General features: G+C 72.8%; 23 protein-coding genes. 11 read left to right on the forward strand and 12 right to left on the reverse strand.

Annotated features, from left to right (window positions below):
- Window positions 1-217: 217 nt before the first annotated feature.
- Window positions 218-412, reverse strand: a complete 195-nt coding sequence (locus ACYVM4_RS07120) for a CsbD family protein (RefSeq protein WP_368821910.1) — start codon at window positions 410-412, stop codon at window positions 218-220.
- A gap of 122 nt (window positions 413-534) precedes the next feature.
- Window positions 535-1,086, reverse strand: a complete 552-nt coding sequence (locus tag ACYVM4_RS07125; protein WP_368821909.1) for a MarR family winged helix-turn-helix transcriptional regulator — start codon at window positions 1,084-1,086, stop codon at window positions 535-537.
- A gap of 149 nt (window positions 1,087-1,235) precedes the next feature.
- On the opposite strand from ACYVM4_RS07125, the gene ACYVM4_RS07130 reads away from it, so the two are divergent.
- Together ACYVM4_RS07130 and ACYVM4_RS07135 are read left to right on the forward strand one after the other, a co-directional pair.
- Window positions 1,236-1,889, forward strand: a complete 654-nt coding sequence (locus ACYVM4_RS07130; protein ID WP_368821907.1) for a hypothetical protein — start codon at window positions 1,236-1,238, stop codon at window positions 1,887-1,889.
- 116 nt (window positions 1,890-2,005) lie between these two features.
- Window positions 2,006-2,200 carry a hypothetical protein gene (locus ACYVM4_RS07135; RefSeq protein ID WP_368821905.1) on the forward strand — a complete coding sequence of 65 codons (195 nt, stop codon included), beginning with the start codon at window positions 2,006-2,008 and terminating at the stop codon, window positions 2,198-2,200.
- Here ACYVM4_RS07135 and ACYVM4_RS07140 read toward each other — a convergent pair.
- From ACYVM4_RS07140 to ACYVM4_RS07150, 3 genes are all read right to left on the reverse strand, one after another.
- Window positions 2,179-2,631 carry a DoxX family protein gene (locus ACYVM4_RS07140; RefSeq protein ID WP_368821903.1) on the reverse strand — a complete coding sequence of 151 codons (453 nt, stop codon included), beginning with the start codon at window positions 2,629-2,631 and terminating at the stop codon, window positions 2,179-2,181. The two genes, ACYVM4_RS07135 and ACYVM4_RS07140, sit on opposite strands and share 22 nt — an antisense overlap.
- A 23-nt stretch (window positions 2,632-2,654) precedes the next feature.
- Window positions 2,655-4,022: an acetamidase/formamidase family protein gene (locus ACYVM4_RS07145; RefSeq protein ID WP_460668086.1), complete on the reverse strand. Its 1,368-nt coding sequence runs from the start codon at window positions 4,020-4,022 to the stop codon at window positions 2,655-2,657.
- A gap of 330 nt (window positions 4,023-4,352) precedes the next feature.
- The gene (locus ACYVM4_RS07150; protein ID WP_460668087.1) at window positions 4,353-5,237 is read right to left on the reverse strand and encodes a hypothetical protein; all 885 of its coding nucleotides are present in this window, start codon (window positions 5,235-5,237) and stop codon (window positions 4,353-4,355) included.
- A 273-nt stretch (window positions 5,238-5,510) separates the two neighbouring features.
- On the opposite strand from ACYVM4_RS07150, the gene ACYVM4_RS07155 reads away from it, so the two are divergent.
- Together ACYVM4_RS07155 and ACYVM4_RS07160 are read left to right on the forward strand one after the other, a co-directional pair.
- Complete coding sequence (locus ACYVM4_RS07155; RefSeq protein ID WP_460668088.1) at window positions 5,511-6,689, forward strand: acyl-CoA dehydrogenase family protein; 1,179 nt, start codon at window positions 5,511-5,513, stop codon at window positions 6,687-6,689.
- Window positions 6,690-6,938: 249 nt separating this feature from the next.
- Window positions 6,939-8,156 (forward strand): MFS transporter, encoded by a 1,218-nt coding sequence (locus tag ACYVM4_RS07160; protein WP_460668089.1) that lies wholly within the window; start codon window positions 6,939-6,941, stop codon window positions 8,154-8,156.
- 121 nt (window positions 8,157-8,277) lie between these two features.
- Here the strand turns inward: ACYVM4_RS07160 and ACYVM4_RS07165 are convergent, their stop codons facing one another.
- The gene (locus ACYVM4_RS07165; protein ID WP_460668090.1) at window positions 8,278-8,685 is read right to left on the reverse strand and encodes a hypothetical protein; all 408 of its coding nucleotides are present in this window, start codon (window positions 8,683-8,685) and stop codon (window positions 8,278-8,280) included.
- Between the two features lie 146 nt (window positions 8,686-8,831).
- Here ACYVM4_RS07165 and ACYVM4_RS07170 point away from each other — a divergent pair, with 146 nt between their 5' ends.
- Complete coding sequence (locus ACYVM4_RS07170; protein ID WP_368821894.1) at window positions 8,832-9,254, forward strand: hypothetical protein; 423 nt, start codon at window positions 8,832-8,834, stop codon at window positions 9,252-9,254.
- A gap of 83 nt (window positions 9,255-9,337) precedes the next feature.
- On the opposite strand, the gene ACYVM4_RS07175 is transcribed toward ACYVM4_RS07170, so the two are convergent.
- Complete coding sequence (locus ACYVM4_RS07175) at window positions 9,338-9,754, reverse strand: hypothetical protein (protein WP_368821892.1); 417 nt, start codon at window positions 9,752-9,754, stop codon at window positions 9,338-9,340.
- Between the two features lie 218 nt (window positions 9,755-9,972).
- Between ACYVM4_RS07175 and ACYVM4_RS07180 the strand changes: the two genes are divergently transcribed.
- The gene (locus ACYVM4_RS07180) at window positions 9,973-10,722 is read left to right on the forward strand and encodes a response regulator transcription factor (protein ID WP_368821891.1); all 750 of its coding nucleotides are present in this window, start codon (window positions 9,973-9,975) and stop codon (window positions 10,720-10,722) included.
- Window positions 10,722-12,275, forward strand: coding sequence for a sensor histidine kinase (locus tag ACYVM4_RS07185; protein WP_460668091.1), 1,554 nt, complete (start codon window positions 10,722-10,724; stop codon window positions 12,273-12,275). The genes ACYVM4_RS07180 and ACYVM4_RS07185 overlap by 1 nt, the downstream gene beginning before the upstream one ends.
- Before the next feature lie 18 nt (window positions 12,276-12,293).
- On the opposite strand, the gene mptB is transcribed toward ACYVM4_RS07185, so the two are convergent.
- Window positions 12,294-13,871 carry a polyprenol phosphomannose-dependent alpha 1,6 mannosyltransferase MptB gene (mptB, locus tag ACYVM4_RS07190; RefSeq protein ID WP_460668092.1) on the reverse strand — a complete coding sequence of 526 codons (1,578 nt, stop codon included), beginning with the start codon at window positions 13,869-13,871 and terminating at the stop codon, window positions 12,294-12,296.
- Between the two features lie 284 nt (window positions 13,872-14,155).
- Here mptB and ACYVM4_RS07195 point away from each other — a divergent pair, with 284 nt between their 5' ends.
- A complete protein-coding gene (locus ACYVM4_RS07195; protein WP_460668093.1) occupies window positions 14,156-15,463 on the forward strand; it encodes a glycosyltransferase 87 family protein in 1,308 nt (435 codons plus the stop codon).
- A gap of 64 nt (window positions 15,464-15,527) precedes the next feature.
- A complete protein-coding gene (locus tag ACYVM4_RS07200; protein WP_460668094.1) occupies window positions 15,528-16,751 on the forward strand; it encodes a glycosyltransferase 87 family protein in 1,224 nt (407 codons plus the stop codon).
- A 181-nt stretch (window positions 16,752-16,932) separates the two neighbouring features.
- On the opposite strand, the gene ACYVM4_RS07205 is transcribed toward ACYVM4_RS07200, so the two are convergent.
- From ACYVM4_RS07205 to ACYVM4_RS07220, 4 genes are all read right to left on the reverse strand, one after another.
- Window positions 16,933-18,564 carry a peptide chain release factor 3 gene (locus ACYVM4_RS07205; RefSeq protein ID WP_460668095.1) on the reverse strand — a complete coding sequence of 544 codons (1,632 nt, stop codon included), beginning with the start codon at window positions 18,562-18,564 and terminating at the stop codon, window positions 16,933-16,935.
- 232 nt (window positions 18,565-18,796) lie between these two features.
- Complete coding sequence (locus tag ACYVM4_RS07210; protein ID WP_460668096.1) at window positions 18,797-20,038, reverse strand: heparan-alpha-glucosaminide N-acetyltransferase domain-containing protein; 1,242 nt, start codon at window positions 20,036-20,038, stop codon at window positions 18,797-18,799.
- Between the two features lie 153 nt (window positions 20,039-20,191).
- Entirely contained in the window at window positions 20,192-21,460 is a 1,269-nt protein-coding gene (locus ACYVM4_RS07215) for an MFS transporter (RefSeq protein ID WP_368821879.1), read from the reverse strand.
- Window positions 21,461-21,463: 3 nt separating this feature from the next.
- Window positions 21,464-21,823: a universal stress protein gene (locus ACYVM4_RS07220; protein WP_368821878.1), complete on the reverse strand. Its 360-nt coding sequence runs from the start codon at window positions 21,821-21,823 to the stop codon at window positions 21,464-21,466.
- 233 nt (window positions 21,824-22,056) lie between these two features.
- Here ACYVM4_RS07220 and ACYVM4_RS07225 point away from each other — a divergent pair, with 233 nt between their 5' ends.
- On the forward strand, window positions 22,057-23,070 hold the full coding sequence (locus ACYVM4_RS07225) for a tripartite tricarboxylate transporter substrate binding protein (RefSeq protein WP_368821877.1): 1,014 nt from the start codon (window positions 22,057-22,059) through the stop codon (window positions 23,068-23,070).
- A gap of 2 nt (window positions 23,071-23,072) precedes the next feature.
- On the forward strand, window positions 23,073-23,648 hold the full coding sequence (locus ACYVM4_RS07230) for a tripartite tricarboxylate transporter TctB family protein (RefSeq protein WP_368821876.1): 576 nt from the start codon (window positions 23,073-23,075) through the stop codon (window positions 23,646-23,648).

Genomic DNA, 23,648 nt, shown 5'->3' on the forward strand with positions numbered 1-23,648 from the left:
GGGACCGGCGTCGTGGCAGGGACGGTCCGCCGTGGTCGGAGGACGACCAGGGTGGTCCCGGCGATTCTTACCGACTGGTAGATTATTGTCCGGCGCTGGCTCACACACCGGTGCCGCAGACCGGCGGCCCGTTCCCCGGCGGGTCCGGTCTGCACGGTGCGCTGCGGCGCAACGGTGCGCCCCCACCCTCTCCCGGGCCGGGGGCGCACTCGTCGCCTCAGCTCTTCAGGCCGTCGCCGACGTTCCGGGCGGCGTCCTTCAGGTGCTCGCCGGCCTGTCTCGTGCTCCCGGCCGTCTTCTGCACCTTGCCCTCGGCCTGCAGGTCGCGGTTGTCGGTGGCGCCACCGACCGCCTCCTTGGCCGAGCCGACCGCCTTGTCGGTCGCGTTGCGGATCTTGTCGTCGAGTCCCATGGGGATCTCCTTTCGTGCCCCGGCGTCCTGTGCCGGGGGTCTGGTGCCGGGGACCTGGTGCCGAGAGGTCCCGCGCGAGCGGCGACCTGCCGGTGCGGTGCCCGGCGGAGCGGGCGCCCGGCTCAGGCGGCTCCGGGACCCTGATGCCGGCGGTCCTCGACCCGCGCCTTTGACTGGGGCTCGTCGACGGCCTCGACCGCCTCCGCCATCGCGTGCAGGAAGGCGGTGACGGTGGCGGCCTCCTCGGCGGTCAGCGCGCGCGCGGCGCGCATCATGCGCTCGTGCACGGCCCCGAGGGTGGAGCGGACCTCGCAGTCGGCCTCGTCGGTGGCCACGATCACCAGCGCCCGCCGGTCCGTGGGGTGCGGGCGGCGCGCCACGTGGCCGCTGCGGGTCAGCCGGTCCAGCAGCGTGGTGGTGGAGGCCGAGGAGATGCCCAGCTTGCTCGCCAGGTCCCGCGGACTCAGGGGGGTCCCGGCGCGGTCCGCCTCGAGCAGGTAGCGCAGGGCCAGCACGTCCCTCTCCCCCATGCCCATGGACTCACGGGTGCGGAGGCGCATGGCCGTCTCGGCCGCGCGGTACGCGCGCATGGCTTCGAGGACCTGCAGCGCCGGCGGGCGCTGACCCTCGGTGGCATACCAGTAGCCGGAGGAGGTCTCGGGTTGTGCGCTCATGCCCACAGTGTAGGCGATCTACAAAAGAGTTTCTCTGATAACTAGACAACCTAGCAATACTGCTGTTCGATGGGACTCGTGCGGTTCCCCCGGAGCCCGCAGGCAGTCGCAGCGGAACGCAGCAGGGTACGTGAGGAAGAGGTCGAGGAATGAGCCAGCAGCAGAAGTCCAGGAGCACCGACGAGCAGGCCGACCTCTCCTTTCTCCGGGCGGTCCAGGACGATCCGAGGGACCTCTCCGCCTACCCCGTGCACTGCGGGCGGCCCATGCCGGTGCGCACCCTCGACTTCGCCGAGGTGCAGGACCGCGTCAACCACGCCGTGGCCCAGGCCGCGGTCGAGGGCCGGCGGGTGCACGCGTGCGGCTGCGGCTTCCTGCAGGAGACGGCGCTACCCGAGCGCACGGAGCCCTCGATCGTTCCCGAGGGCGAGACGATGCTGTTCCGCCCGTTCTTCACCCGCCGGGTCCTGGCCGCGGCCGGACGCGTCGAGACCGCCGAGTGGTCCTTCGACCAGGCCGTGGCGGACGCCGGGTCCCTCGCCGCCGCGGACGCCGAGGAGCAGGCCCAGCGCCTGCGCACCTTCGAGGCCGACCTCGAGGCCGAGCGCTGGCGGCTGGACCAGGCCGTCGAGGCCCTGCGCGAGGAGCTCCGCCTGGCTGTGCGCCACGGCGTGCCGATCACCCTCCTGGCCCGCGAGGCCGCGCTCGACGAGGCGGACGTGGTGGACCTGCTGCACCTGGGCGACGTCCCCGCGCAGTCCCGCGCGGGTGGGTCCGGCCCCGCGCTCGCCGCGGCCTGCTGAGCCCCGGGCCTCCTGCTCCGGGCCGCCACCGCCGGGCCCGACGACACCGGACCGATGACACGGGGCCGCTACGCTGGAGGGGTTCCGCCCCGCCTCCGCGCCCCGGAAGGACGCCCGTGAAGTCGATCGTCGCCAGCCTGCTCGTCCTGGCCCTGGTGCTGACCTCGGCCGGGGCGCTGCTGACCTCCGTGGACGCCCAGGAGTGGCTGCCCGTCGTGGTGCTCGCGGCCCTCGCCTATCTCGGCACGTTCACCCTGTACCGGCGCGCGCGGGACCGCTACGCCGACCGTTACGCCGACCGCCGGGACTGATCCCGGCGGGAGCGGCGCCACGCCCGCCACGCCCCGGTGGACCACAGCGCCCACAGCACGAGCAGCGGCTGGAACAACAGGCGCACGGCCCGGGCGCGGTCCGTGTCCAGACCGAAGGCGTCGGTGCCCGTGAGGTACTGCGAGACGTTGCCCGGGAATACGGCCACGAAGAACGCCGCGGCGAGCCACCCGAGCAGCACCCGCCGCCGGGGCAGGACCACCAGCGCGGCACCGAGGAGGATCTCCACCACCCCGGACCCGAGCACCACGGCGTCGTCGGGGACGGGCACCCACTCGGGCACCTGGGCCGTGAACTCCTGACGGGCCACCGTCAGGTGGCTGATCCCGGCGCCGAGCAGGACGAGCCCGAGGAGCACCCGCGCGAGCGTGCGCGGCAGGGACGTGGCGGGGGCCCGGTCGGACGATGTCATGCCCGCAGATTAACAGTGCAGGCTCAGGAGCGGTCGAAGTCCGCCTTGCGGATCAGCCCGTGCACCCCCACGGTGCGGTCCACCACCTGGGAGACGGCGAAGTCCGCGGCGGCCGAGAGGTAGGCGTAGGCCACCGCCCGGTCCATGCCCTTGTCCTGCTCCAGGAAGTCCAGGGCGTTGACCACGGCCCGGCGCATCGCCACGTCCAGGTCGGACCTCTGGCCGCCGGCCGCGCCGTCCGGGTCCGACAGACCGATCGGGATCCAGTGCTCGTCGGTCTCCGCGAAGGGGTAGGCGTGGGCCACGGAGGGCGCGTCACCCTCCCCCGCCCTGCAGACCGTGAGGCGGAACGTGCCGCGCAGCGAGCCCTCCATCGCGGTCAGCGCCACCTCGCCGTCGCCCATGGCCATGTGCGGGTCACCCACGTAGAACAGCGCGCCGTCCGTCTGCACGGGCAGGTAGAAGGTGGAGCCCACGCCGAGGTGGCGGATGTCGATGTTGCCGCCGCCCAGCGTCGGCGGGATCGAGTTGAGCAGGTCGTCGGTGGGCCCGGAGCCCTGGTGGTGGGCGACGCCCATCATGCCCATGAACGGCCGCAGCGGGAAGCGGACCCGGCCTCCGCCCATCACGCCCTGCCCCTTCTCGACCGGGGTGAAGACCGAGACGTTGCCGTAGTCCTCGGGCTCGCCCGTGGCGCGGCCGTCCTCGCCGACCGGGGGCATGACCTCGTCGAGCTCGATCCCGGCGGGGGCGCCGCCGTCCGCGGCCCGGGGCAGCGCGCCCTTGCCGTGGCGGCTCGAGACCACCCCGTACGGCACGCGCAGGTCGGCGTGCAGGGTCTCGATCTTCAGGACGTCCCCCGGCCGCGCCTCCTCGACGAACACGGGGCCGGTCACCACGTGCGGACCGTCCCGGTCGAAGTCGCGCTCGGTGCGGTCGTAGTCGCGGGCGATCTCGACCGCGTCCTCCAGGACCTGCGCGCGGGACACCCCGCGCCCGCCGAAGAACTCCACCGGGTCCCGGCCCTGGTCCTCGAGGATCCCCTCGTGGGAGACGGCGTCGATGGTGACGGTGCGCCCCGAGCGCATGCGCAGCGAGGGCTCGGCGTCCAGGGAGGGGACGTAGCCCCACAGCACGCTGCCCACGTCGGACGGCAGGTAGTGGTCCCCGGGGATCCTGCCCTTCCCGGGCTGCAGGACGGTGCCCCGGAACCCGGGGCGGCCGCCTCCCGCGTGCTGGGCCCCCATCGGAGCGGCCGCGGATGCCGCGCTCAGTCCCGTGCCGGTGACCGTGCCGGCGGCGGCCACGGCGGTGGCCGCCCGGAAGAAGGTCCGCCGTCCCAGACCCCGCTGGAGTTCGTCGGCGGCGCGGCGGGCGAAGTGCTCGGTCATGGGGGTCTCCTGCGGTCAGGGGCGGCGTGCTCGAATGCCTTCGACCCTAGGGAGACGGTGTTTCGGGTGCGGGGTCCCCGTGTTTCCGTGCCGTGACGGCGGACGCCGGTGGCGGTGGGGGATTGGACAGGTCACCGGGCGCCCCGGCCGTGGTGCTACCGGCGGCGACAGCCCGACCTCGTTGTCGGGACCGCGCACGGACGCCCGCGTGACCTGCGTCACCCACAGTAGGGGGTTACCGGGGGGTGTGACGCACTTCATGCGAAATGTGACGGTTACGAATGCACGTCGATCGGAACGGGACGGACGAGCCCGTTGCGAGGAGGTGGCTCAGCGGAAGTCGGACTTGCGGATCCGTCCGTGGGCGCCCGCGGAGCTGTCCTCCAGCCGGGTGACGGCGAACTCCGCGGCGCTGGAGAGATAGGCGTGGGCGATGGGCCGGTCCATGCCGCGATCCCGCGCCAGGAAGTCCACCCCGGCGCGCACGGCCCGCTGCATGGCCGCGGTCAGGCAGAACGTCCGCTCGTCGACGTCGTCCGTCCCCGAGCGCCCGACGACGATCCAGTGCTCCTCGGTCTCGGCGAACGGCTGCCGGTGCGCCACGGCGGGCACGTCCTGGGCGCCGGTCCGGCACACGGTCACCCGGAAGGTGCCGCGCAGGGGCTGTCCTGCCGCCCCCAGTGCCTTGTGGAGCTCCCGGGGGCAGAAGGCGGCGCCGTCCGCGCGGACCGGCAGGTAGGCGGTGCACCCGGTCTCGAGGGGTCCGTCGGACGCGCCGGGGTCCACGACGTCGAGCACCTCGACCTTGAGCGCGTCGCCGGACCGGGCCGCCGGCAGGAGCACCGGGCCCGTGACCACGTGCGGGCCGAGCCCGTCGCGAGTGGGGACGGCGAGAGCGGGGACGTCGGGCTGCTGCTCTGCCTGCGGCTCCTCCAGGGGCGCCGCGGGGGCCTCGGCCCGGGGCGCCGGACGGTCGCCCGGCCCCGGATCCGCGGCCGGCTGCGGGCGCTGGAAACCCGGCACGCCCAGGCCGGACGAGGGGTGGGCGGCCCGCGCGGCCGCGGCACGGGCCCGCGCGGCGTCGTCGGGGTCGGCCTCGGTGGAGGTGGGCCCGGTGCGGGCGGGCCCGACGGCAGTTCCGCCCACCACCCGGAGGTCCGGCCGCCGGGCGTGCGGCACCACGGGCGCGGGTCCTGGTCCGGCGTGCTCGGTCATGGGCTGCTCCTTGGGGGCGGGGCGAGCGGTACTGCTCCGACGGTAGGAAGTGCGTGTTACTGCATCGGGCACGTCGTGTTTCCGGAGCATGACGATCCTCATAACGAGACGAAGCATGCCACGGACGGGCGGGCAAGCCCCACAAATGACAATTGCGACGAAAGCCTTACCGTGCCGCCTCGAGCCCGAAGATGCGCCGGGCCGTGTTGTCCAGGTCACAGATGCGGCATCCTCGACAGAGGCATCCGAGCACCCCGATCCCCAGGAGGACCCATGAACGCCGCCGCGACCGACCTGCTCAACGTCGAAGCAGACCTCAGCGCCGAGGAGCTCGAGACCCGGGACGCGGTCCGCGAGTTCGTGGACCGGCGGATCCGGCCGTACATCGCCGGGTGGTTCGCCGAGGCCGTCTTCCCGCAGGAGATCGTTCCCGAGATGGCGCAGCTGGGACTGCTCGGCATGCACATCCAGGGCTACGGGTGCGCAGGGAAGTCCGCGGTGCAGTACGGCATCGCGATGCAGGAGCTCGAGGCCGGTGACTCCGGTCTGCGCACGTTCGTCTCCGTGCAGGGCTCGCTGGCGATGTCCGCGATCGCCAAGCACGGCTCCGAGGAGCAGAAGCAGCGCTGGCTGCCCGGCATGGCCGCCGGCGAGATCATCGGCTGCTTCGGCCTCACGGAGCCCACCGCCGGATCGGACCCCTCGACCATGGCGACCACCGCGGTGCGCGACGGCGACGAGTGGGTCCTCAACGGCGCCAAGCGCTGGATCGGCCTCGCCTCGATCGCCCAGGTGGCCGTGATCTGGGCCAAGGCCGTGGACGAGAGCGGGCAGGAGCGCGTCCGCGGCTTCCTCGTGCCCACGGACACCCCCGGGTTCACGGCCACGCCGATCGAGCCGAAGCTGTCCATGCGCGCCTCCATCCAGTGCGACATCGTCCTCGAGGACGTCCGGCTGCCCGCCGACGCCCTCCTGCCGCACAACCCCGGTCTGCGGGGACCGTTCTCGTGCCTCAACGAGGCCCGCTACGGGATCGTGTGGGGCGCCCTGGGCGCCGCCCGGGACAGTTTCGACGCCGCGCTGGCCTACTCGCAGCAGCGCATCCAGTTCGACAGGCCGCTCGCGGCCTACCAGCTCTCGCAGGCGAAGCTGGTGAACATGGCCCTGGAGATCCAGAAGGGGCAGCTGCTGGCGCTGCGCATCGGGCGGCTCAAGGACGAGGGCCGTCTGGAGAACCACATGATCTCGGTGGGCAAGCTCAACAACTGCCGGATCGCGATCGAGGTGTGCCGGGAGGCGCGCACGATGCTCGGCGGCAACGGGGTCACCCTCGAGCACTCGCCGCTGCGCCACGCCAACAACCTCGAGTCGGTGCGCACCTACGAGGGCACCGACGAGGTGCACACCCTCATCCTGGGCCAGCAGCTGACCGGGCACTCCGCCTTCCGCTGAGCACGCACCTGCCGCTCGACCCGCAGGGGCCCGGCCGACCACGCCACGAGGTGGTCGGCCGGGCCTCTGCGGGTCCGGAGGCGGCGCCGGGGGCACCCGCCGGCGCCGGCGGACCGGACGAAGATCACACCGGCAGGCATGGGAGACCGGGGCGAACGCGCGTAGCATCGAAAGCCACCCCTCCCCTTTCGCTCGGGCTCGACGACGTGCTCGTTCCCCGTCCCTGCGCCCTCCCCGGAAGGACCCGCCGTGCCCGCACCCCGCACCGCCCTGCTCCAGGTGGTCAACGCCCCCGGCCCCGCCGGCACCCGCCTCGCCATCTTCGCCCTGGCGATGGGCGGCTTCGGGGTGGGCACCACCGAGTTCGCCTCGATGGGCCTGCTGCCGTTCATCGCCGAGGACTTCGACGCCTCCATCCCGGCCGTGGGCCAGTCCATCTCGCTCTACGCCCTGGGCGTGGTGGTCGGCGCGCCGCTCATCACGTCCCTCGCCGCCCGGGTGGAGCGCAAGACCCTGCTGCTGGCGCTGATGCTCACGTTCGTGGTGGGCAACGGGCTGTCGGCCGCCGCGCCCTCCCTCGAGTGGCTCTACGTCGCCCGGTTCCTCGCCGGTCTGCCCCACGGCGCCTACTTCGGGGTCGCCGCGGTGGTGGCCTCCTCCCTGGTGGCCCGCGAGCGGCGCGGCACCGCGGTGGCCCGGGTGATGCTGGGCCTGACCATCGCCAACATCGTGGGCGTGCCGTTCGCCGCGGCCCTGGGCGGGGCCCTCGGCTGGCGCTCCGCCTATCTCCTGGTGGTGCTCCTGGGCGCCCTGACCATCGGGGCCCTGGCCCTCTGGGTGCCGCGCACCCGCAACGAGGGCATGGCCTCGGCGGCCCAGGAGGTCCGCGCCCTGGCCCGGCCCCAGGTGGCCCTGACGCTGCTGGCCGGGTCCGTCGGCTTCGGCGGCATGTTCGCGGTCTACACCTACATCTCCCCGACCCTGACCGAGCTGACCGGCCTCGACATCGGCACCGTGCCGTGGGTGCTGGCCGTCTTCGGTGTGGGCATGACCGTGGGATCGCTGCTGGCCGGCCCGCTCATCGACCGCTCGATCGAGCGCACCGCCCTCGGCGCCGGCGCCGTGTCCGGAGTGGCCCTGGCGTTCTTCGCGCTGTTCGTCCACGTGCCCGTCGCGGCCGTCCTGGGGGCGCTGTGGATCGGCATCATGGGATCGATCTTCACGACCTCGCTGCAGGTGCGCCTGCTGCGCGAGGCCAAGGACGCCCCGTCCCTGACCGCCGCCATGAACCACGCGGCGTTCAACCTGGCCAACGCCATGGGCGCCTTCCTCGGCGGGATCGTGATCTCCGCCGGCTGGGGCTACCGCTCCCCCGCCTGGGTGGGCGTCGGCCTGGCCGTGGCCGGCCTGCTCATCCTGGGCTACGCGGCGCTGCGGCGCCGGCACGCCGCGGTCGAGGCCCGGTAGACCCGTTCCACCACAGGACCGGGCCGTGCGGGAGCCGCGCGTTCCGCACCTGCCCGCCGCACGACAGACGACGGCCCAGGACCACGACCACTGACGCGGACCGGGCCGCGAGTCCCCTCGGTCAGGCCTCGGCGTCCACCGGGCGCCGCGGCCCGCGGGAGTGACCGAGGCAGACCGCCCCGACGGTCAGGAGCCCCGCGGCGAAGACGACGACCGCGGCCCAGAAGACGAGCTGGGACCCCGGCGTGAGCGAGTGGACCACGGCGGCGGTGGGATCCAGGGAGGGGTGCTCGCAGACCACCGAGGGAGGCCACCACGTGCGGTGGCCGACGGCCTGCTCCCCGGGAAGGAGCTCCGCGCTCCGCGGCACGGAGGCGGCGCACGCCGCGTCAGGGTCACCGCGGCTGCGGAACGCCACGTAGACGAGGTCGAGCAGGACCGCGAGCAGCGCCCCGAGCATGGCCACCGCGGCCAGCGGATAGAGGGAGGCGCCGGACGGGAACCGCCGGCCGGTCGAGCAGGACCTCATGGGGCGAGAGCCTACCCGCGTGCTCAGCGGGGCCGTCGGCACGCCACGGCACGCCCGGGGACGGTTCCGTCGGACGCGGTGCCCCAGGCACGGGGTGTCCCATACTGGACCGAGATCTGCAGTCGGACCCGTGGAGGCGGACGGACATGGAGGCTTCCGAGCGCGCACGGCGGCGGGGCATCGCGCTGTGCGCGACCGTCGCGGCGGCGGGCGTCCTCACGACCGCCCTCGGGTGGCCCACGGCCCCGGAGATCGCGGCGTACGGGGAGCTCGCGTGGACCAACGCCGTCTCGGGGGTGCTCATCACGGCGCTGGGGCTGCTCCTGCTGGCCGGCACCGTCCGCCGGCGGCTGCGGCCCACGGGTGACCGCGTGGTGCTCGGGCTGTTCCTCGTGCCGCCCGGGCTGATCGGGCTGATGGTCCTGGGCGGGCGCCTGCCGCAGCCCGTGGAACCGGTGCTGGGCCTCTTCCTCCTCTGGCCGGCCATCTTCGCCGTCCTGCTGTTCATGCCCCAGCGGGCCTCCCTCAGCCCGGGCGGCGCTCCCGGAACAGCACGCTCCGGCGGGTGAGCCGCACCAGGGCGGTCACCGGCCGCCCGAGGGAACCCTGGCCCATGGCCCGGCGCCGGGGAAGGGCCGGCTGGACGGCCCGCCTACACGGTCTCCGGGCGCCTCGACGGGCGGAGCGCGTTCAGGACGCCGCGCGCCCGGCGCGGCGCGGCGGCGGGGGCGGGGGCTGTGACCGTGGCCGACGACGACGGGACCGCAACGGGGCGCTGGGCCGCCGTGTGCCGGTAGGCCATGGCCTGCAGCTCCACCACCGGGTACTCGAGGCCGCGCCGGGCGGCCTCGCTGGGGCGGGTGGTGGCGAAGGCGGTGGCGGCGTCCTGCAGGGACCGCGCGGCGATGAACGGGGCGGCCGCTTCGACGTGGGGCCGCACCGCGTGGCGGTAGACGGCGCGGTCGGTCTCGGCGCAGTCCTCCCACCGGGGCGCCCCGGAGTGGGAAGCCCGCTCGTACTGGGCGCGGGCGGCGGCCTCGACGGCGTCGGTGATGGTGATGGGGCGCATGTCCGCTCCTGGGTGTCCGGTGGGTGGGTGGCTGGTCCGGGTGGTCCGAGTGGTTCCACTGTCCGTCCGGAGTCTGTGCCCCGGCTGTGCCGGCGGTCCCGGTGTCCCTGAGAGTCCTGGCACCACGGCACAGGCTGCACACAGGTTCCACAGGACGTGCGCCTAATCTGGTGGACAACAGTGGCAGTGTCACGTCCGCCCCGGAACCGGGAGCTCCCATGTCCTACTCCTCCAGCTTCTCCGTCCTCACCGAGGTCCTGCCCCGCCTGACCCACCCGGACGGCTCGCCGATCCGGGTGCTGGTCGTGGACGACGAGCCGGCCCTCGCCGATCTCGTGGCCATGGGCACGGGCATGTGCGGGTGGGACGCCCGGATCTCCCACGAGGGCTTCGACGCCGTCGCCCAGGCGCGCGACTTCGCGCCCGACGTGCTGGTCCTGGACCGGATGCTGCCCGGCCTGGACGGCCTGGAGGTCCTGGCCCGGATCCGCCAGTCCTATCCCGAGGTGCCGGTGCTGTTCCTCACGGCCAAGGACACGGTGCAGGACCGGATCGAGGGCCTGGCCTCGGGCGGGGACGACTACGTGACGAAGCCCTTCTCGATCGAGGAGGTGCTCATCCGGCTGCACCGGCTCGTGCAGCGGTCCGGGGCCGCCGCGCAGGACAGCGCCACCCTGGTGGTCGGGGACCTGGTCCTGAACATCGACAGCCGCGAGGTCACCCGCGCCGGGGAGCCGATCGAGCTGACCACCACCCAGTTCGAGCTGCTGCGCTACCTGATGGAGAACCCACGGCGGGTCCTGTCCAAGGCCCAGATCCTGGACAACGTGTGGCACTACGACTTCTCGGGCCAGGCCAACATCGTGGAGCTCTACATCTCCTACCTCCGCAAGCGGATCGACGCCGGCCGCGCCCCGATGATCCACACCGTGCGCGGCGCCGGCTACGTCATCAAGCCCGCGTCCTGATGCCCCCCGGCCCTCGGACGCCGCCGCCATCCCGGCGCCGCCTGCGCCTGGCCACCCGGCTCATCGCCGGAGTGCTCGTCCTCCTGGCGGTGGTCCTCCTCGTGCTGGGCGCCACGATCGTGGAGCTCACCCGCCAGGACCTCGTCGAGCGGCTCGACGGGTCCCTGCGCCAGGCCACCGGGCGGGCGCTGACCTTCACCCGGGGGGACCCGGCCCTGGAGCGGGACCCGCTCGACGCCCCCGGCCAGCCGGTGGGCGTCCTGGTGGCCGTGGCGCAGGAGGACGAGGTGGTCACGGCGTCCTACCGCACCGGGTCCGGGGAGCCCGCGCCGCTCCCCGAGGAGGACGTCGCCGCCCTGCAGGAGGCGGGCGCCTTCGAGGCCGAGAGCCCGGACGAGCGAGGCTTCGGGGACCGTCGGCGCTCCACGGGCACGGAGCAGGGCCGGCTCTCCGACGTGGCCCTGTCCGTGGGCGAATACCGGGTCGAGTCGGTCGCCCTGACCGCGCGCAACGGGAGCCAGGTGCTGGTGACCGGGCTGCCCACGGCGTCGGTCGACGACACCGTGGCGGAGCTCGTGACCACGATGACCGCGGGCAGCCTGCTCGCGCTGGTGACCACGGCGGTGGCCGGGACCGTCGTCGTGCGTCGTGCCCTGCGGCCGCTGGAACAGGTCTCGGCCGCGGCCTCCGGCGTCGCCCGTCTGCCGCTGGCCTCCGGGGAGGTCTCCCTGGCCGACCAGCACGTGCCCACCGAGCTCGCCCGGCCCGGCACCGAGGTCGGGGAGGTCGGCCACGCCCTGAACTCCCTGCTCGACAACGTCGACTCGGCCCTGGCCGCGCGCCAGCACTCCGAGACCCGGCTGCGCGAGTTCGTGGCGGACGCCTCCCACGAGCTGCGCACTCCCCTGGCGGCCGTGCGCGGCTACACGGACATGCTGCAGCTCACCGAGCCCCTGACCGACACCGGCCGCGCCTCGCTGGCCCGGGTCGAGCAGCAGACGCTGCGGATGACCGCCCTGGTCGAGGACCTGCTGCTACTGGCCCGCCTGGACGAGGGCCGCCCCCCGGAGCTGCGGGACGCGGACCTCGGCGAGCTCGTGCTCGAGGCCCTCACCGACGCCTCGGCCGCGGGCCCCGACCACGACTGGGCCCTGGACGTGCCGGAGGAGCCGGTGCCCGTGCGCGCGGACGTCGCCCAGCTCCACCAGGTGCTGGCCAACCTGCTCTCCAACGCCCGCAAGCACACCCCGCCCGGCACCGCGGTCACCGCGGCCGTGCGGGCCACCTGGGACGGCTGGGCGGAGGCCTCCGTCCTCGACGCGGGCCCGGGCATCCCGCGGGAGTTCCAGGGCAGGCTCTTCGAGCGCTTCAGCCGCCTGGACACCTCCCGGCAGACCCGGGAGGGCAGCACCGGGCTGGGCCTGTCCATCGTCCGCTCGGTGGTGCGGGCGCACGGCGGCACTGTGGACGTGGAGTCCCGCCCGGGACGCACGCGCTTCACCGTCCGGCTCCCACTGGGCACTGACGGATCGGTGCCCGCTCCCCCACGGTGATCGACGGCCGCGTGCGCTTCAGCTCCGACGACGACGACGGCCGAGCCAGCCCGCCGGGCCGCCGTGGACGAGCAGGTGGCGGGTGTGGGGATCCAGGAGCATCAGGTAGGCGGTGAACACCAGGGCGGTGACGAACGCGATCGTCGAGGCGTTGACCGTCAGCTCGATGAAGGGCCACACGGAGAGCTGGTCCTGAGCGCCGAAGATCACGAAGAAGGTGATCACGACGTACAGGGTGCGGATCTGCCAGTTGTCCCTGATCCCGGTCACGGCGAGGAAGGGGAGGAACCAGAGGATGTACCAGGGCTGGATGATCGGGGAGAGCAGCACCACGGCGGCAAAGGCCAGACCGAGCCTGCGGACCACGCGGTGGTCGTCGCCGCGGAACATCAGGAGCAGGACCAGGCCGATGGCGGCGTACTGCAGGACCGCACGCAGCACCGAGGCCATCGCCGCGCCCGGCAGTCCCACTGCGCTCGCGAGGTGCTGGACCTGCTGGCCCAGGAACCCCGAGGGCGAGTACCCGGTGTATCCCGGAGTGGAGTCCACGATCGCCCACGTCCACCCGAGACCCAGTTGATAGGGGAGGCCGCTGAGCACCAGCACTCCGAAGCCGATGGCCGCCGTGGCCGCCCAGAGGGTGAACTTCCGCCTCCAGGACGCTTTCGGCCCGGCCCACAGGAGCCCGACGAACGGCAGCAGCAGGATGGTGATCGGCTTGATGCCGATGGACGCGGTCACCAGCAGAACACCGGTGACGGGGCGGCCCGTGGCCGCGAAGTACGTTCCCGCCACGGCCAGCCCGAGCATCAGCGCGTCGTTGTGCGCGCTGGCCACGAAGCTGATGAGGAACAGCGGATTGGCCACCGCGATCCACAGCGCCCGGGCCGGGTCGATCCCGTGCAGCCGCGCGAGCTTGGGCACGTACACGACGCAGAGCAGGACACCGGCGCAGGCCAGGATCCGGAAGAGCAGGACGGAGAGGTCCGGCTGCGCGCCCGTGAGGCCCACAATCGCCCGCGCCAGCCACAGGAAGTACGGCCCGTACGGTGTCCGGGCCTCGGCCCAGACGGGATCCGCTCCCAGCATGAACCAGTTCTCCAGGACGGAGATGCCGGTCGTGTACGGGTTCTGGTCGGCCAGCATCAGGCGGCCCTGCCCGATGTAGGCGTACACGTCGCGGGAGAAGATGGGCACGGCGAACAGCAGGGGCAGCGACCAGGCGCACACGGCCACCACCACGGAGCGCTGGGCGCCCTCCGGCCAGCCCTGGAGCCTCTGGCCGAGCCGGAGCCAGGAGCGCACCAGCAGCATGGCGCCCAGGGTCAGCAGCACCGTGCAGGTGTAGACGCCCCACCCCTCGACCCGCAGCGCGATGACCAGCGGATGGCGCACCATGGGTGAGCCGTTGGCGATCCACCCGGTGCCGACCGATCCGACGAGCATCATCAGGGAGCCGATGAACCCCTGCAGGACGGCGATGTGCGCTCGGGGGTGCGGGTGGGGCGCGGACGCGTCCCGGCAGAACGGTACGGCGGCGGCGGCCTGGTCCCCGCGGCCCTGCGGCGCCTCCAGATGCGAACCCCCTGCCGTCATGACGTGCGCTGATCCCCTACGTGTGTCACTGCTGGGCGGACAGGTGTGCAGAACGCTCTCCAGGAGCGTCTTTTCAGCCATGATGCCACCTCGCCGCCCCGGCGTCGTGAGGCGTCGCCGGGATCGCGGGCCCGGGGCAGGAACGGCCGCCGGGGCGGCCTCCGGGGCGGATGCCCGGGCTAATGATGACGCGCGGTTCCGGGCGGACCGTTCCCGGGCACGTACCATGGTGGGGCAGCGGACCTGCGTCCCTGCGACCCCACCCCCTCGACGAGGATTGCCCCATGTCCACGGACACGACCTTCAGCATGCTCACGCGGTTCCGCAACCGCCTCGCGAACCGGCGGTGGCCGGCCTGGTCGAGATCTCCGCGCGGACTGCTCGCCGGCTTCATCGCGGTGCACCTGGTGTTCCTGGTGTTCGCCCTCGTCGTGTCCCTGTCCGGCGGCGCCTTCAGCGACACCTACATCTACCGCGAGTGGGCCCGGGCCGGCTTCGACGAGCAGAACCTGGGTCCGGAGCCCAGCCCGTGGGTCTATCCGGTGCTGGCGCTCGTGCCCATCGCGGTGGCCGGCGTGGCCGGCCCGGGACCGTTCTTCTTCCTGTGGGTCCTCATGATCACCGTGCTCAACGGCTGGGCCGTGGGGAAGCTGACGGACTGGGGACGCGACCGGCACGCCTTCCCGGCCGCGTGGTGGTGGCTGGGCTTCCTCTTCCTGATGGGATGGCTGGGCTTCGCCCGCGTCGACGGGCTCACGGCCCCCCTGGTGCTCATCGCACTGGTCTACGGCGTGGCGCACCCGGTCGCCGCCTCGGTCCTGCTCAGCGTCGCGACCTGGATGAAGGTCTGGCCGGCGGCCGTCGTGCTCACCCTCGTCACCGTGACGCGCCGACGGGTGGCGGTCGTCGTCGCGGGCCTGCTGGTCAGCGCGGCCGCGGCCGGGATCGCCGCCGCCATGGGCGCGCTGCCGAGGCTCTTCGACTTCCTCACCCAGCAGGGCGACCGGGGCATGCAGCTGGAGGCCACGTTCACCACCCCGTGGCTGTGGTCGTCCGTGCTGGGAGTGGGCGGGTCCCAGATGTACATGAACACGGAGATCAACTCCATGCAGGTCGACGGTCCCGGCACGGCGACGATGGCCGTGCTGATGCAGCCGCTGCTGCTGCTGGCCGCCGCCGTGGTCACCGTCCTGATCGCGCGGGCCCTCCGCAACGGCGAGCGGCCCGGGGACACCGATCGCACGGAGCTGCTGCTGGCCGGATCGCTGACCATGGTCACCGCCTTCATCGTGTTCAACAAGGTCGGCTCCCCGCAGTTCATGGTGTGGCTGGCTCCGGCCGTGGCCGTGGGACTGACCCACCACTGGAAGGCGTGGCGGGTGCCGGCGGCCATGCTGATCGCCATCGCCGTGGCCACGTTCTTCGTCTATCCGTTGTTCTACTACGAACTCAGCCACAACGATCCGCTGATGGCCCTGGTGCTGACCCTGCGCAACGCCCTGCTGGTGCTGCTGCTGGGGTGGTCGTCGCGCCGCCTGTACCAGCTGGGCACCCGGCGCCCCGCCACCGCGCTCGCCGCGAAGGAGGTCTGAGATCTCCGCCGCCTTCTTCGACCGGCTGACTGGGGTCCGCGACGCCGTCCTGCCCGCCCGCGCCGTGGGCTGGTTCTCCCGTCCGTCCAGCGTGTGGTGGGGTTTCGCCGTCGTCCACCTGTACTTCCTGGGCTGGATGATGTCCTTCGTCATCCACGGCGACGCCTTCAGCGACACCGAGCAGTACCGCACGTGGGCCATGGCCGGGTACGACCCGGGCGATCGCGAGGGCGAGATCAGCCCGTGGGTGTACCCCGTGCTGGCGCAGATCCCGATCCTCCTGGCCGGGATCGCCGGTCACGGTCCTTATCTGCTGGTGTGGACGCTGATCATCACCGTGCTCAACGCCCTCGGCCTGGTCTGCCTCACCCGTGGCCGGCGGGGCGAACAGGGTGTCGCCCCGGCATGGTGGTGGCTTTTCTTCACGGTCTTCCTGGGCTACCTGAGCTTCGCCCGGGTCGAGGGCATCGCGGCCCCGATCGTGCTCGTGGGCCTGCTCTACGCGTCCGAGCGTCCCGTGCTCGGCTCCGTGCTGCTGAGTATCGCCACGTGGATCAAGGTGTGGCCGGCGGCCGTCCTGCTCGCCCTGTTCATCGCCTGCCGGCAGCGCCTCCAGGTGGTGGCCGCCGGGGTCGCCGTCACCGCCGCGGTGGTGCTGGGGACGTACCTGTCGGGCGGCCTCCCGCGGATCGCGGACTTCCTGGTCAACCAGGGAGAGCGCGGCATGCAGCTGGAGGCCACGTTCTCCACCCCGTGGGTGTGGCTGAGCGTCTTCGACGTGGCCGGGGCGCGGATGGCCGACAACGTGGCCATCAACTCCACGGAGGTCTACGGCCCCGGTGCCGAGGTCGTCGCGTTCCTCATGCAGCCGCTGCTCGTGCTCGCCGTGCTCGTGGGGGCGGTCCTGCTGGTCCGTGCGCTGCGGCGCGGGGCCGAGCGGGAGGAGCTCTTCTACGAGGGGGCGCTGATGATGACCACGATCTTCATCGTGTTCAACAAGGTGGGCTCCCCGCAGTTCATGATCTGGCTCGCCCCGGTCGTCGTGGCCGGACTGGTGCACGACTGGCAGCGGTGGCGGACGCCGGCGGCGCTGCTGATGGGCATCGCGGTCACCACGTTCGTGATCTATCCGCTGTTCTACACCCCGCTCATCCACGCGCACCCGGTGATGGCGGCCGTCCTGACCACGCGCAACGTGCTGCTCGTGGTCCTGCTGTGGTGGTCCGTGCAGCGCGTGGCCCAGCTCCACCGCGTGCCTGCCCGCTCCGCACAGCTGGCCACCGCCTGAACCGCGACGTGTGAGGGGCACGTTCGGGAGGAACAGGGTGGGCAGCCCGTCGGGCAGCGCGCCCTCGTCCCCGACCGCGGGCCCGACGGGACGTGCGCGACGACGGCTGCCGTGGCGACGGCGACGGTCACCGGCGGGGCGCCGGGTGGGCTGCTCGTCGGTGGCACGGGGCCAGAAGTGCTCAGTCGAGGTCCCCGCCGATCGGTTCCAGGGCGACCTCGGGGGCGTGGGTGGCCACGCGGCCGAGCTTCCACTTGTCGCTGAACACCGCGATCGGCTCGCCGTCGGCCCGCCGGAGGACCTCGGTCCCGGGGATGCGGTTGAGGACCTCAGGGTCCGGGGCGATGACCCGCCGGGCGAGGGTGTAGGCCAGGGGCTCCAGGCGCACCTGCGCGCCGAACTCCCGGTCCATCCGGTCGGCGACGACCTCGAACTGCATCGGCCCCACCGCCGCCAGCACCGGGGCCTGGTCCCCGCGGGCCTCGGAGCGCAGCACCTGGATCACTCCCTCGTGCTCGAGCTGGATGATCCCGCGGCGGAACTGCTTGGCCCGCCCGGCGTCCACGGCCCGGGCCACCTGGAAGTGCTCGGGGGAGAAGTGCGGGATGGGCGGGAAGGTCACCGGCGTGTCCACGTACACGCTGTCCCCGGCCCGCAGCGCCGAGGCGTTGACCAGCCCCACCACGTCCCCGGGAAACGCCGTCTCGATGGTCTCCCGGTCCCGGCCGAACACGTGGTGGGCGTACTTGGTGGCGAACGGCTTGCCCGTGGCCGCGTGGGTGAGGACCATCCCGCGGTGGAACACACCGGAGCACACCCGCAGGAACGCCACGTGGTCCCGGTGGGCGCGATCCATCCCCGCCTGCAGCTTGAACACGAACCCGGAGAACGGCGCGTCCACCAGGCGCGGGGCACCGTCGGCGTCCACCCGGGCGCCGGCCGGGGGCGCGAGGTCGACCAGGACGTCGAGCAGGGCGGCCACACCGAAGTTCAGAGCGGCGGCGGCGAACAGCACCGGGGTGGACTCCGCCGCGAGAAAGGCGTCGCGCTCGAAGTCACCGTTGCTCTCGGCCACCAGGGCCGCGGTCTCCGTCGCCTCGGTCCACGCCGCACCCTCCGACGCCGCGGCCTCTTCGGCGGAGAAGACGTCCACCTCGGCCAGGGAGGCACCGGAGGCCACCCTCCGGTACCGGGTGTAGGCGCGGCTGCGCGGATCCAGGGTGCCCCGGAAGTCCCCGGACAGCCCCACCGGCCAGTTCAGGGGCACCGGCACCCGCCCGGTGCGCTGCTGCACCTCGTCCATCAGCTCCAGGGCGTCCTTGCCCGGCCGGTCCCACTTGTTGATCACGGTGATCACCGGCAGGCCCCGTCGCCGGCACACGTCGAAGAGCTTCAGGGTCTGGGCCTCCAGACCCTTGGCCGCGTCGATCAGCATCACCGCGCAGTCCACCGCGGCCAGCACCCGGTAGGTGTCCTCGGAGAAGTCGGCGTGGCCGGGAGTGTCCAGGAGGTTGACCACGGTGTCGCGGTAGGTGAACTGCAGTGCGGCCGAGCTGATCGAGATGCCCCGCTCCTGCTCCATCTGCAACCAGTCCGAGACGGTCGCCTTCCGGCTGGCCTTGCCGTGCGTGGCGCCGGCCTCGGCGATGACGTGTGCGTGCAGGGCCAGGGCTTCCGTCAGCGTCGACTTCCCCGCGTCCGGGTGCGAGATCACCGCGAACGTCCGCCGCCGGGACGCCTCCCGGCGCACCTGGGCGGCCGCATCCTGGCCGGTCGTCTCGGCCGGCGAGCGTTCTGAGTGGTGGACAGCCATGGCTCTGAATCTACTCTGACGTCACGGTGTTCTTTCGACGCGTGATGCACCGCCCTCACACGTTCCGCCCCGCCGCGCCCCTCTCCGGAGCGGTCCTGGTCCCGGCGGCCGAGGCCTTCGCGGCCACCACCCCCGTGCGCTGCGGCCGATGCTCACCACGCTGCGGGTCATGGAACCGGTCGGCTGCGCCCCCGAGCGGTTGCCCGCGCCGGACGAGAGCAACGGTTCCAGCTCACCGGTCCTCCGGGGGCCGACCGGGCCTCAGGACCAGGCCACGGCCGGCGCCGGCCGCCCGCGCCACGACCCGCTCCAGCGGACCCCGCCCGAAGGAGCGGTGCCACGCCACCGCGAACAGCGCCGCGACCGCCACGTGGATGAGGAACCACAGCAGCGGCACCTCGTAGTGGAGCATGGCGGCCAGGGCCAGCAGGTGCGCGGAGTAGAGCGTCAGGGTCATCGACCCCATCGCGCTCAGCGGCAGCAGCCAGGCACCGGCCCGGCGGGCCACGAGGAGGAAGAGGCCCAGCACGGCGGCGCCGGAGCCGAGGTCCTGCAGGATCGCCACCGGGGTGTTGGTGTGCGGACCGGGGATCAGCAGCCACCACCAGGAGGTGTCCGGCAGCACCGGGTCCGGTCCCCAGACGATGATCTCGTCGATCTGGTCCTCGCTCAGCCACGGGGCGGAGCTCATGAGCTGGTCGTAGCCCCCGGACCGGAGGACCAGCACCCAGTACACCAGCCACGCGCCCACGGCGAGGGCGAGCCCCGCCCACACCAGCCGGCTCTGAACCCGCACGGCCCGCAGGTTCAGCCGCCCGATGGCCATCCCGGCGAGCAGGTAGGCCAGGTACGGGACCGCCGGATAGGTGCCCGTGAACAGCACCTGGGCCAGGACGGTCCCCGGCTCGGCGAGCACGTCGGCGAAGGTGGGGTTGTACACGTCGAGCGCGGGCAGCACCCCGCGGAGCGCCTGCACCAGTACGGGCCCCACCACGGCGGCCGCGGCGGCGAGGCCGAACAGCGCCCGCACCGGCAGGTGCAGGAAGGGGATGGCCAGCAGGAAGAACATGCCGTAGTAGACGAGGATGTTGTACGCGGGCGGATCCCCCGGCATGACCTGGTTGATCAACAGCCCCACCACGGTGATCAGCACGGCCCGGACGAGCAGTCCCACCCGGTCGGCGGTCATCGTCCGGCCCCGGTGCGGGGTGTGCCCGCCGGAGGAAAAGGCCAGGCCCACCCCGGCGAGCAGCGCGAACAGGGCCGCGGCACGGCCCGCGAACAGCTCCCACTGGAGGGTGGGACCGTAGGTCTCGGGGTTCCAGGCGGGGAGGATGTGGATCGACATCATCCCGACCAGGGCGAGGCCCCGGGCGGCGTCGACCCCCACGAGCCGGCGCCTCCGGACCAGTGGCAGGGCCGGGCCCTGCTCTGCTGACCGTGCACCGGGGGCAGGGTGGTGGACGTGGACCATGGCGGCAGGTTCCTTCTGTCGGACGTGCCGACGAGCTCCCGCCCGCCGGCCCGGACCTCTCGGTCCTTCACGTCCTCCAGCTGACCAGGCCGGATTGTGCCGTCCTTGTGGCGATCCTGTGCCGGGACTGTCGAAGCGGTTCCCCGCGCCCGGCTAGCGCCGCAGGGTCTTTTCCAGCCCGCTGACCAGCAGCACCGCGCACGTGGACCAGATCGCCCCGGCCGGACCGAGCGGCGCGGCCACCAGGCCGGCCAGCAGGGGCATGGCGACCTGGCCCACCCGGTTGCCGACCAGGCGCACGGCGAGCGCCGACCCCCGCCACGAGGAGGGCACGGCGGTGGACACCAGCGTCATCGTGATCGGCTGCCCCAGGCCCAGGCAGAACCCGCCCACGAAGAGGAGCACCGCGGCGAGCCACGGCACCGTGATGACGGCCGGCGGCACGGCCAGGGTGAACCCGGCGCCGTAGAGGCTGATCAGCAGCAGGGACCGCCGGGACATCCGGCCGGCCAGCCACGGCAGCAGGACGCGCGAGACGATCGAGGCGCCGCCGCGCACGGCCAGCAGGACGCCGATCCACGCCGGGGAGACCCCCGCCCGCTCCCCCACCAGCGGCAGGAACGCGGTGAGGATGTCGAGCATCGCCAGCAGGGCCAGGGACGCCAGCATGTGGGACGGGACGCCGGGGACCTTGAGGATCCGCAGCATCGACGCCCGCGGCGCCGTGCCCTCGACCACCTCGAGTTCACCGGTGGCGGGAACGGCCGGCTCCGCGGCAGGGGCGTCGTCGTCGTTGCGGGCGTCCGCCCGGGCGGACCCGGTCGCCCGGGGGCGCAGGAGCATGACGGGCACCACGAGGAGCGAGAGCCCGGCCCCGATCCACAGGGACAGGGTGATGTCGGCGATCCGTTCGGGCGAGGCGACGTCGCCGCCCGAGCCCAGGAGCACGCCGACGAGCAGCGGTCCCACCAGCTGCCCGGCGGAGAAGGCGGCGGTGAACCAGCCGAAGCCCTTGTCCAGCTGGCCGGGCGGGGAGAAGCGGGCGACCGCCGACTGCCCGGCGATGGTGAACACCAGGTGTCCCATGCCCAGCAGGGCGCTCGCCACGGCGACGAGCACCACGCCGGGCGCCAGGGCCAGTGCCCCCGCGCCGAGGGCCAGGACCAGGGCGCCGACCACCACCATGGTCCGCAGGTCCCGCACCCGGTCGGTCATCCGGCCCAGCCACATGGCGGTGACGAGGGGCAGCACCGCGTAGGCGGCCGTGACCAGACCGATCGTCACGGAGTCGGCGTCCAGGGACAGCAGCTTGTAGGTCGTGACCGGGCGCACCAGGTTCAGGGCGGTCTGCGTGAGCAGGGCCCCGGCCACGAGGAACCACAGCCAAGCCCCCGGCCGGGCTCCGGGGACGGTCGAGGCCATGCCTCAGGAGCGCCGGGGCTTGACCGCGATCACCGGGGCGTTGGCCTCGAGGAGGATCTGCTGGGCGGCGCTGCCCAGCAGCAGCTTGCCCACGGGGCTGCGGTGCTTCACGCCGATCACCACGGCCGAGGCGCTCACCTGCTCGGCGGCGTCGAGGAGCTCCCCCACGGCGTCCCGGTTGCGGGTGTCGGGGGTGCGGAAGGTGACGGGCACGCCGTCGAGCTCCCCGGTCTCGGGGTCGAGCTGGGTGCCCCCGAGGTTGAAGACCAGCAGGTCCTCCTGGCGGCGTCCGGCCTCCTCGACCGCGGCCGCGAGCGCGGCCTCGCCCTCGGGGGTGCTGGTTCGAGCAACGACGACGGTCATGGGAGCCTCCGCGGTGGGGTGGGGAAATCGGGGAACAAAACGAGGTCCACCCTACGGCCGAACGTGTGAGGAGCGTCTCTTCCGGCGTGAGCAGAATGCGCAGAACCAGCACAACGATCACTACGCACGAAAGGCCCATCAACGCCGGTCGCGTGATCCGGCTCACTTATCGTCGAACCAGCGGCTCGATCGGAGCCACCTCTCCTCCACTCCTGCGAAGGAAGCGAATTCCCGTGAGCTCACCACCAGATCAGGCCCAGACCGCCACGCGGCGCCGGCACCCGGTCGCCATGACGGTCTACGGCGTCGCCGCGGCCGCAGTGATCGGCCTGGCCGCCTTCTTCTCGGTCCAGTCCGCCACTGCGGGCACCGACCTGCGGGCGAACCTGACCCTCATCGCTCCGGCAGGCCCCGGCGGCGGGTGGGACACGTTCATGCGCGAGCAGCAGCAGGCGATGCGGGCGAACAACCTCGTCGTGAACTCCGAGGTGGTCAACATCCCGGGCGCGGCCGGCACCATCGGGCTCGGCAAGCTCTCCACCATGGAGGGGGAGCCCAACAAGATGATGGTCACCGGCGCGGGGCTGGTCGCCGGCGTGGAGCAGCTGGACTCGGCCGTCACCCACGAGGACGTGCGCCCGATCGCCCGCGTGGTCGAGGAGTACGACGTCGTGGTCGTGCCCGCCGACTCGCCCTACGAGACGATCGACGACCTCGTGACCGCCTGGAAAGCCGACCCCAAGTCGGTGGCCTGGACCGGCGGCGGCACCTTCGACCAGCTGGTGATGACCGAGCTCGCCCTCGAGGTCGGCATCGACCCGTCGGACACCACCTACATCCCCAACTCCGGCGGCGGCGAGGCCACCCAGGCCCTGATCACCCACACCGCCGACGCCGCGACCTCCGGCTACAAGGACGTCTCCGACCAGATCGACGCCGGGCGCCTGCGGGCCCTGGGGCTGGCCGCCCCGCAGCAGCTGGAGGGCGTCGACATCCCGACGCTCACCGAGCAGGGGTACGAGGTCGACCTGGCGAACTGGCGGGCCGCGGTCGCCGCCCCCGGGATCACCGACGAGGAGTTCGCCGAGCTGCAGACGCTGCTCGAGGAGACCGTCGCCACCCCGGAGTGGAAGGACGCCGTGGAGCGCAACAAGTGGACCGAGGTGTACCTGGCCGGCGAGGAGTTCGACGAGTTCATGGCCTCGGAGCGGCAGCGCATCGCCGACCTGGTGAAGGAGTTGAAGTAGGAATGAGCACCCCCATGTCCTCGCACACGGGCACCGACGAGAAGATCCACGACGGGGCTCCCCCGCACCACGAGCCCGCCTCCCGGGCCGAGCGCTCGTGGTGGCACGGCCGCAGCGGGCTGGTCCTGCCGCTGATCATGGCGGCCTTCAGCTCCTACCTCCTGCACGGCATCCTCGTCATGGAGGTCCCCGAGGGCACCGACTTCCCGGGCCCCCGGTTCTACCCCGGCATCCTGATGGTGGCCGGCTACGTCCTGGCCGCCCTGATGGTGCTGCATTACCTGCGCTCCCCGGAGCCGGTGGAGGAGACGACCGGACGCACGTACCGGACCTACACGGACTGGTCCGCGCTGGTCTGGGCCGTGGGCGGGTTCCTGCTCTTCGCCCTCACCCTGGAGTTCCTCGGTTGGATCCTGGCCGCCGCGCTGCTGTTCTGGTGCGTGGCCCGCGGGGTGGGCTCCCAGCGCCACCTCTTCGACATCTCACTGGCGCTGACCCTGAGCAGCGCCATCTACCTGGCATTCGACGTCGGGCTGGGCCTGAACCTGCCCTCCGGCATCCTGGGAGGCGGTTTCTGA

This window comes from Kocuria himachalensis (assembly GCF_054784195.1).

Excerpts from the sequence above, each read along its gene's own strand:
- ACYVM4_RS07150 (WP_460668087.1), bottom strand. The coding sequence starts at position 5,237 with ATGACCGAGCACGCCGGACCAGGACCCGCGCCCGTGGTGCCGCACGCC.
- ACYVM4_RS07140 (WP_368821903.1), bottom strand. The coding sequence starts at position 2,631 with ATGACATCGTCCGACCGGGCCCCCGCCACGTCCCTGCCGCGCACGCTC.
- ACYVM4_RS07215 (WP_368821879.1), bottom strand. The coding sequence starts at position 21,460 with ATGGCCTCGACCGTCCCCGGAGCCCGGCCGGGGGCTTGGCTGTGGTTC.
- ACYVM4_RS07205 (WP_460668095.1), bottom strand. The coding sequence starts at position 18,564 with ATGGCTGTCCACCACTCAGAACGCTCGCCGGCCGAGACGACCGGCCAG.
- ACYVM4_RS07145 (WP_460668086.1), bottom strand. The coding sequence starts at position 4,022 with ATGACCGAGCACTTCGCCCGCCGCGCCGCCGACGAACTCCAGCGGGGT.
- ACYVM4_RS07180 (WP_368821891.1), top strand. The coding sequence starts at position 9,973 with ATGTCCTACTCCTCCAGCTTCTCCGTCCTCACCGAGGTCCTGCCCCGC.
- ACYVM4_RS07210 (WP_460668096.1), bottom strand. The coding sequence starts at position 20,038 with ATGGTCCACGTCCACCACCCTGCCCCCGGTGCACGGTCAGCAGAGCAG.
- ACYVM4_RS07170 (WP_368821894.1), top strand. The coding sequence starts at position 8,832 with ATGGAGGCTTCCGAGCGCGCACGGCGGCGGGGCATCGCGCTGTGCGCG.
- ACYVM4_RS07185 (WP_460668091.1), top strand. The coding sequence starts at position 10,722 with ATGCCCCCCGGCCCTCGGACGCCGCCGCCATCCCGGCGCCGCCTGCGC.
- mptB (WP_460668092.1), bottom strand. The coding sequence starts at position 13,871 with ATGACGGCAGGGGGTTCGCATCTGGAGGCGCCGCAGGGCCGCGGGGAC.
- ACYVM4_RS07130 (WP_368821907.1), top strand. The coding sequence starts at position 1,236 with ATGAGCCAGCAGCAGAAGTCCAGGAGCACCGACGAGCAGGCCGACCTC.
- ACYVM4_RS07120 (WP_368821910.1), bottom strand. The coding sequence starts at position 412 with ATGGGACTCGACGACAAGATCCGCAACGCGACCGACAAGGCGGTCGGC.
- ACYVM4_RS07230 (WP_368821876.1), top strand. The coding sequence starts at position 23,073 with ATGAGCACCCCCATGTCCTCGCACACGGGCACCGACGAGAAGATCCAC.
- ACYVM4_RS07175 (WP_368821892.1), bottom strand. The coding sequence starts at position 9,754 with ATGCGCCCCATCACCATCACCGACGCCGTCGAGGCCGCCGCCCGCGCC.
- ACYVM4_RS07195 (WP_460668093.1), top strand. The coding sequence starts at position 14,156 with ATGTCCACGGACACGACCTTCAGCATGCTCACGCGGTTCCGCAACCGC.
- ACYVM4_RS07125 (WP_368821909.1), bottom strand. The coding sequence starts at position 1,086 with ATGAGCGCACAACCCGAGACCTCCTCCGGCTACTGGTATGCCACCGAG.
- ACYVM4_RS07165 (WP_460668090.1), bottom strand. The coding sequence starts at position 8,685 with ATGAGGTCCTGCTCGACCGGCCGGCGGTTCCCGTCCGGCGCCTCCCTC.
- ACYVM4_RS07155 (WP_460668088.1), top strand. The coding sequence starts at position 5,511 with ATGAACGCCGCCGCGACCGACCTGCTCAACGTCGAAGCAGACCTCAGC.
- ACYVM4_RS07220 (WP_368821878.1), bottom strand. The coding sequence starts at position 21,823 with ATGACCGTCGTCGTTGCTCGAACCAGCACCCCCGAGGGCGAGGCCGCG.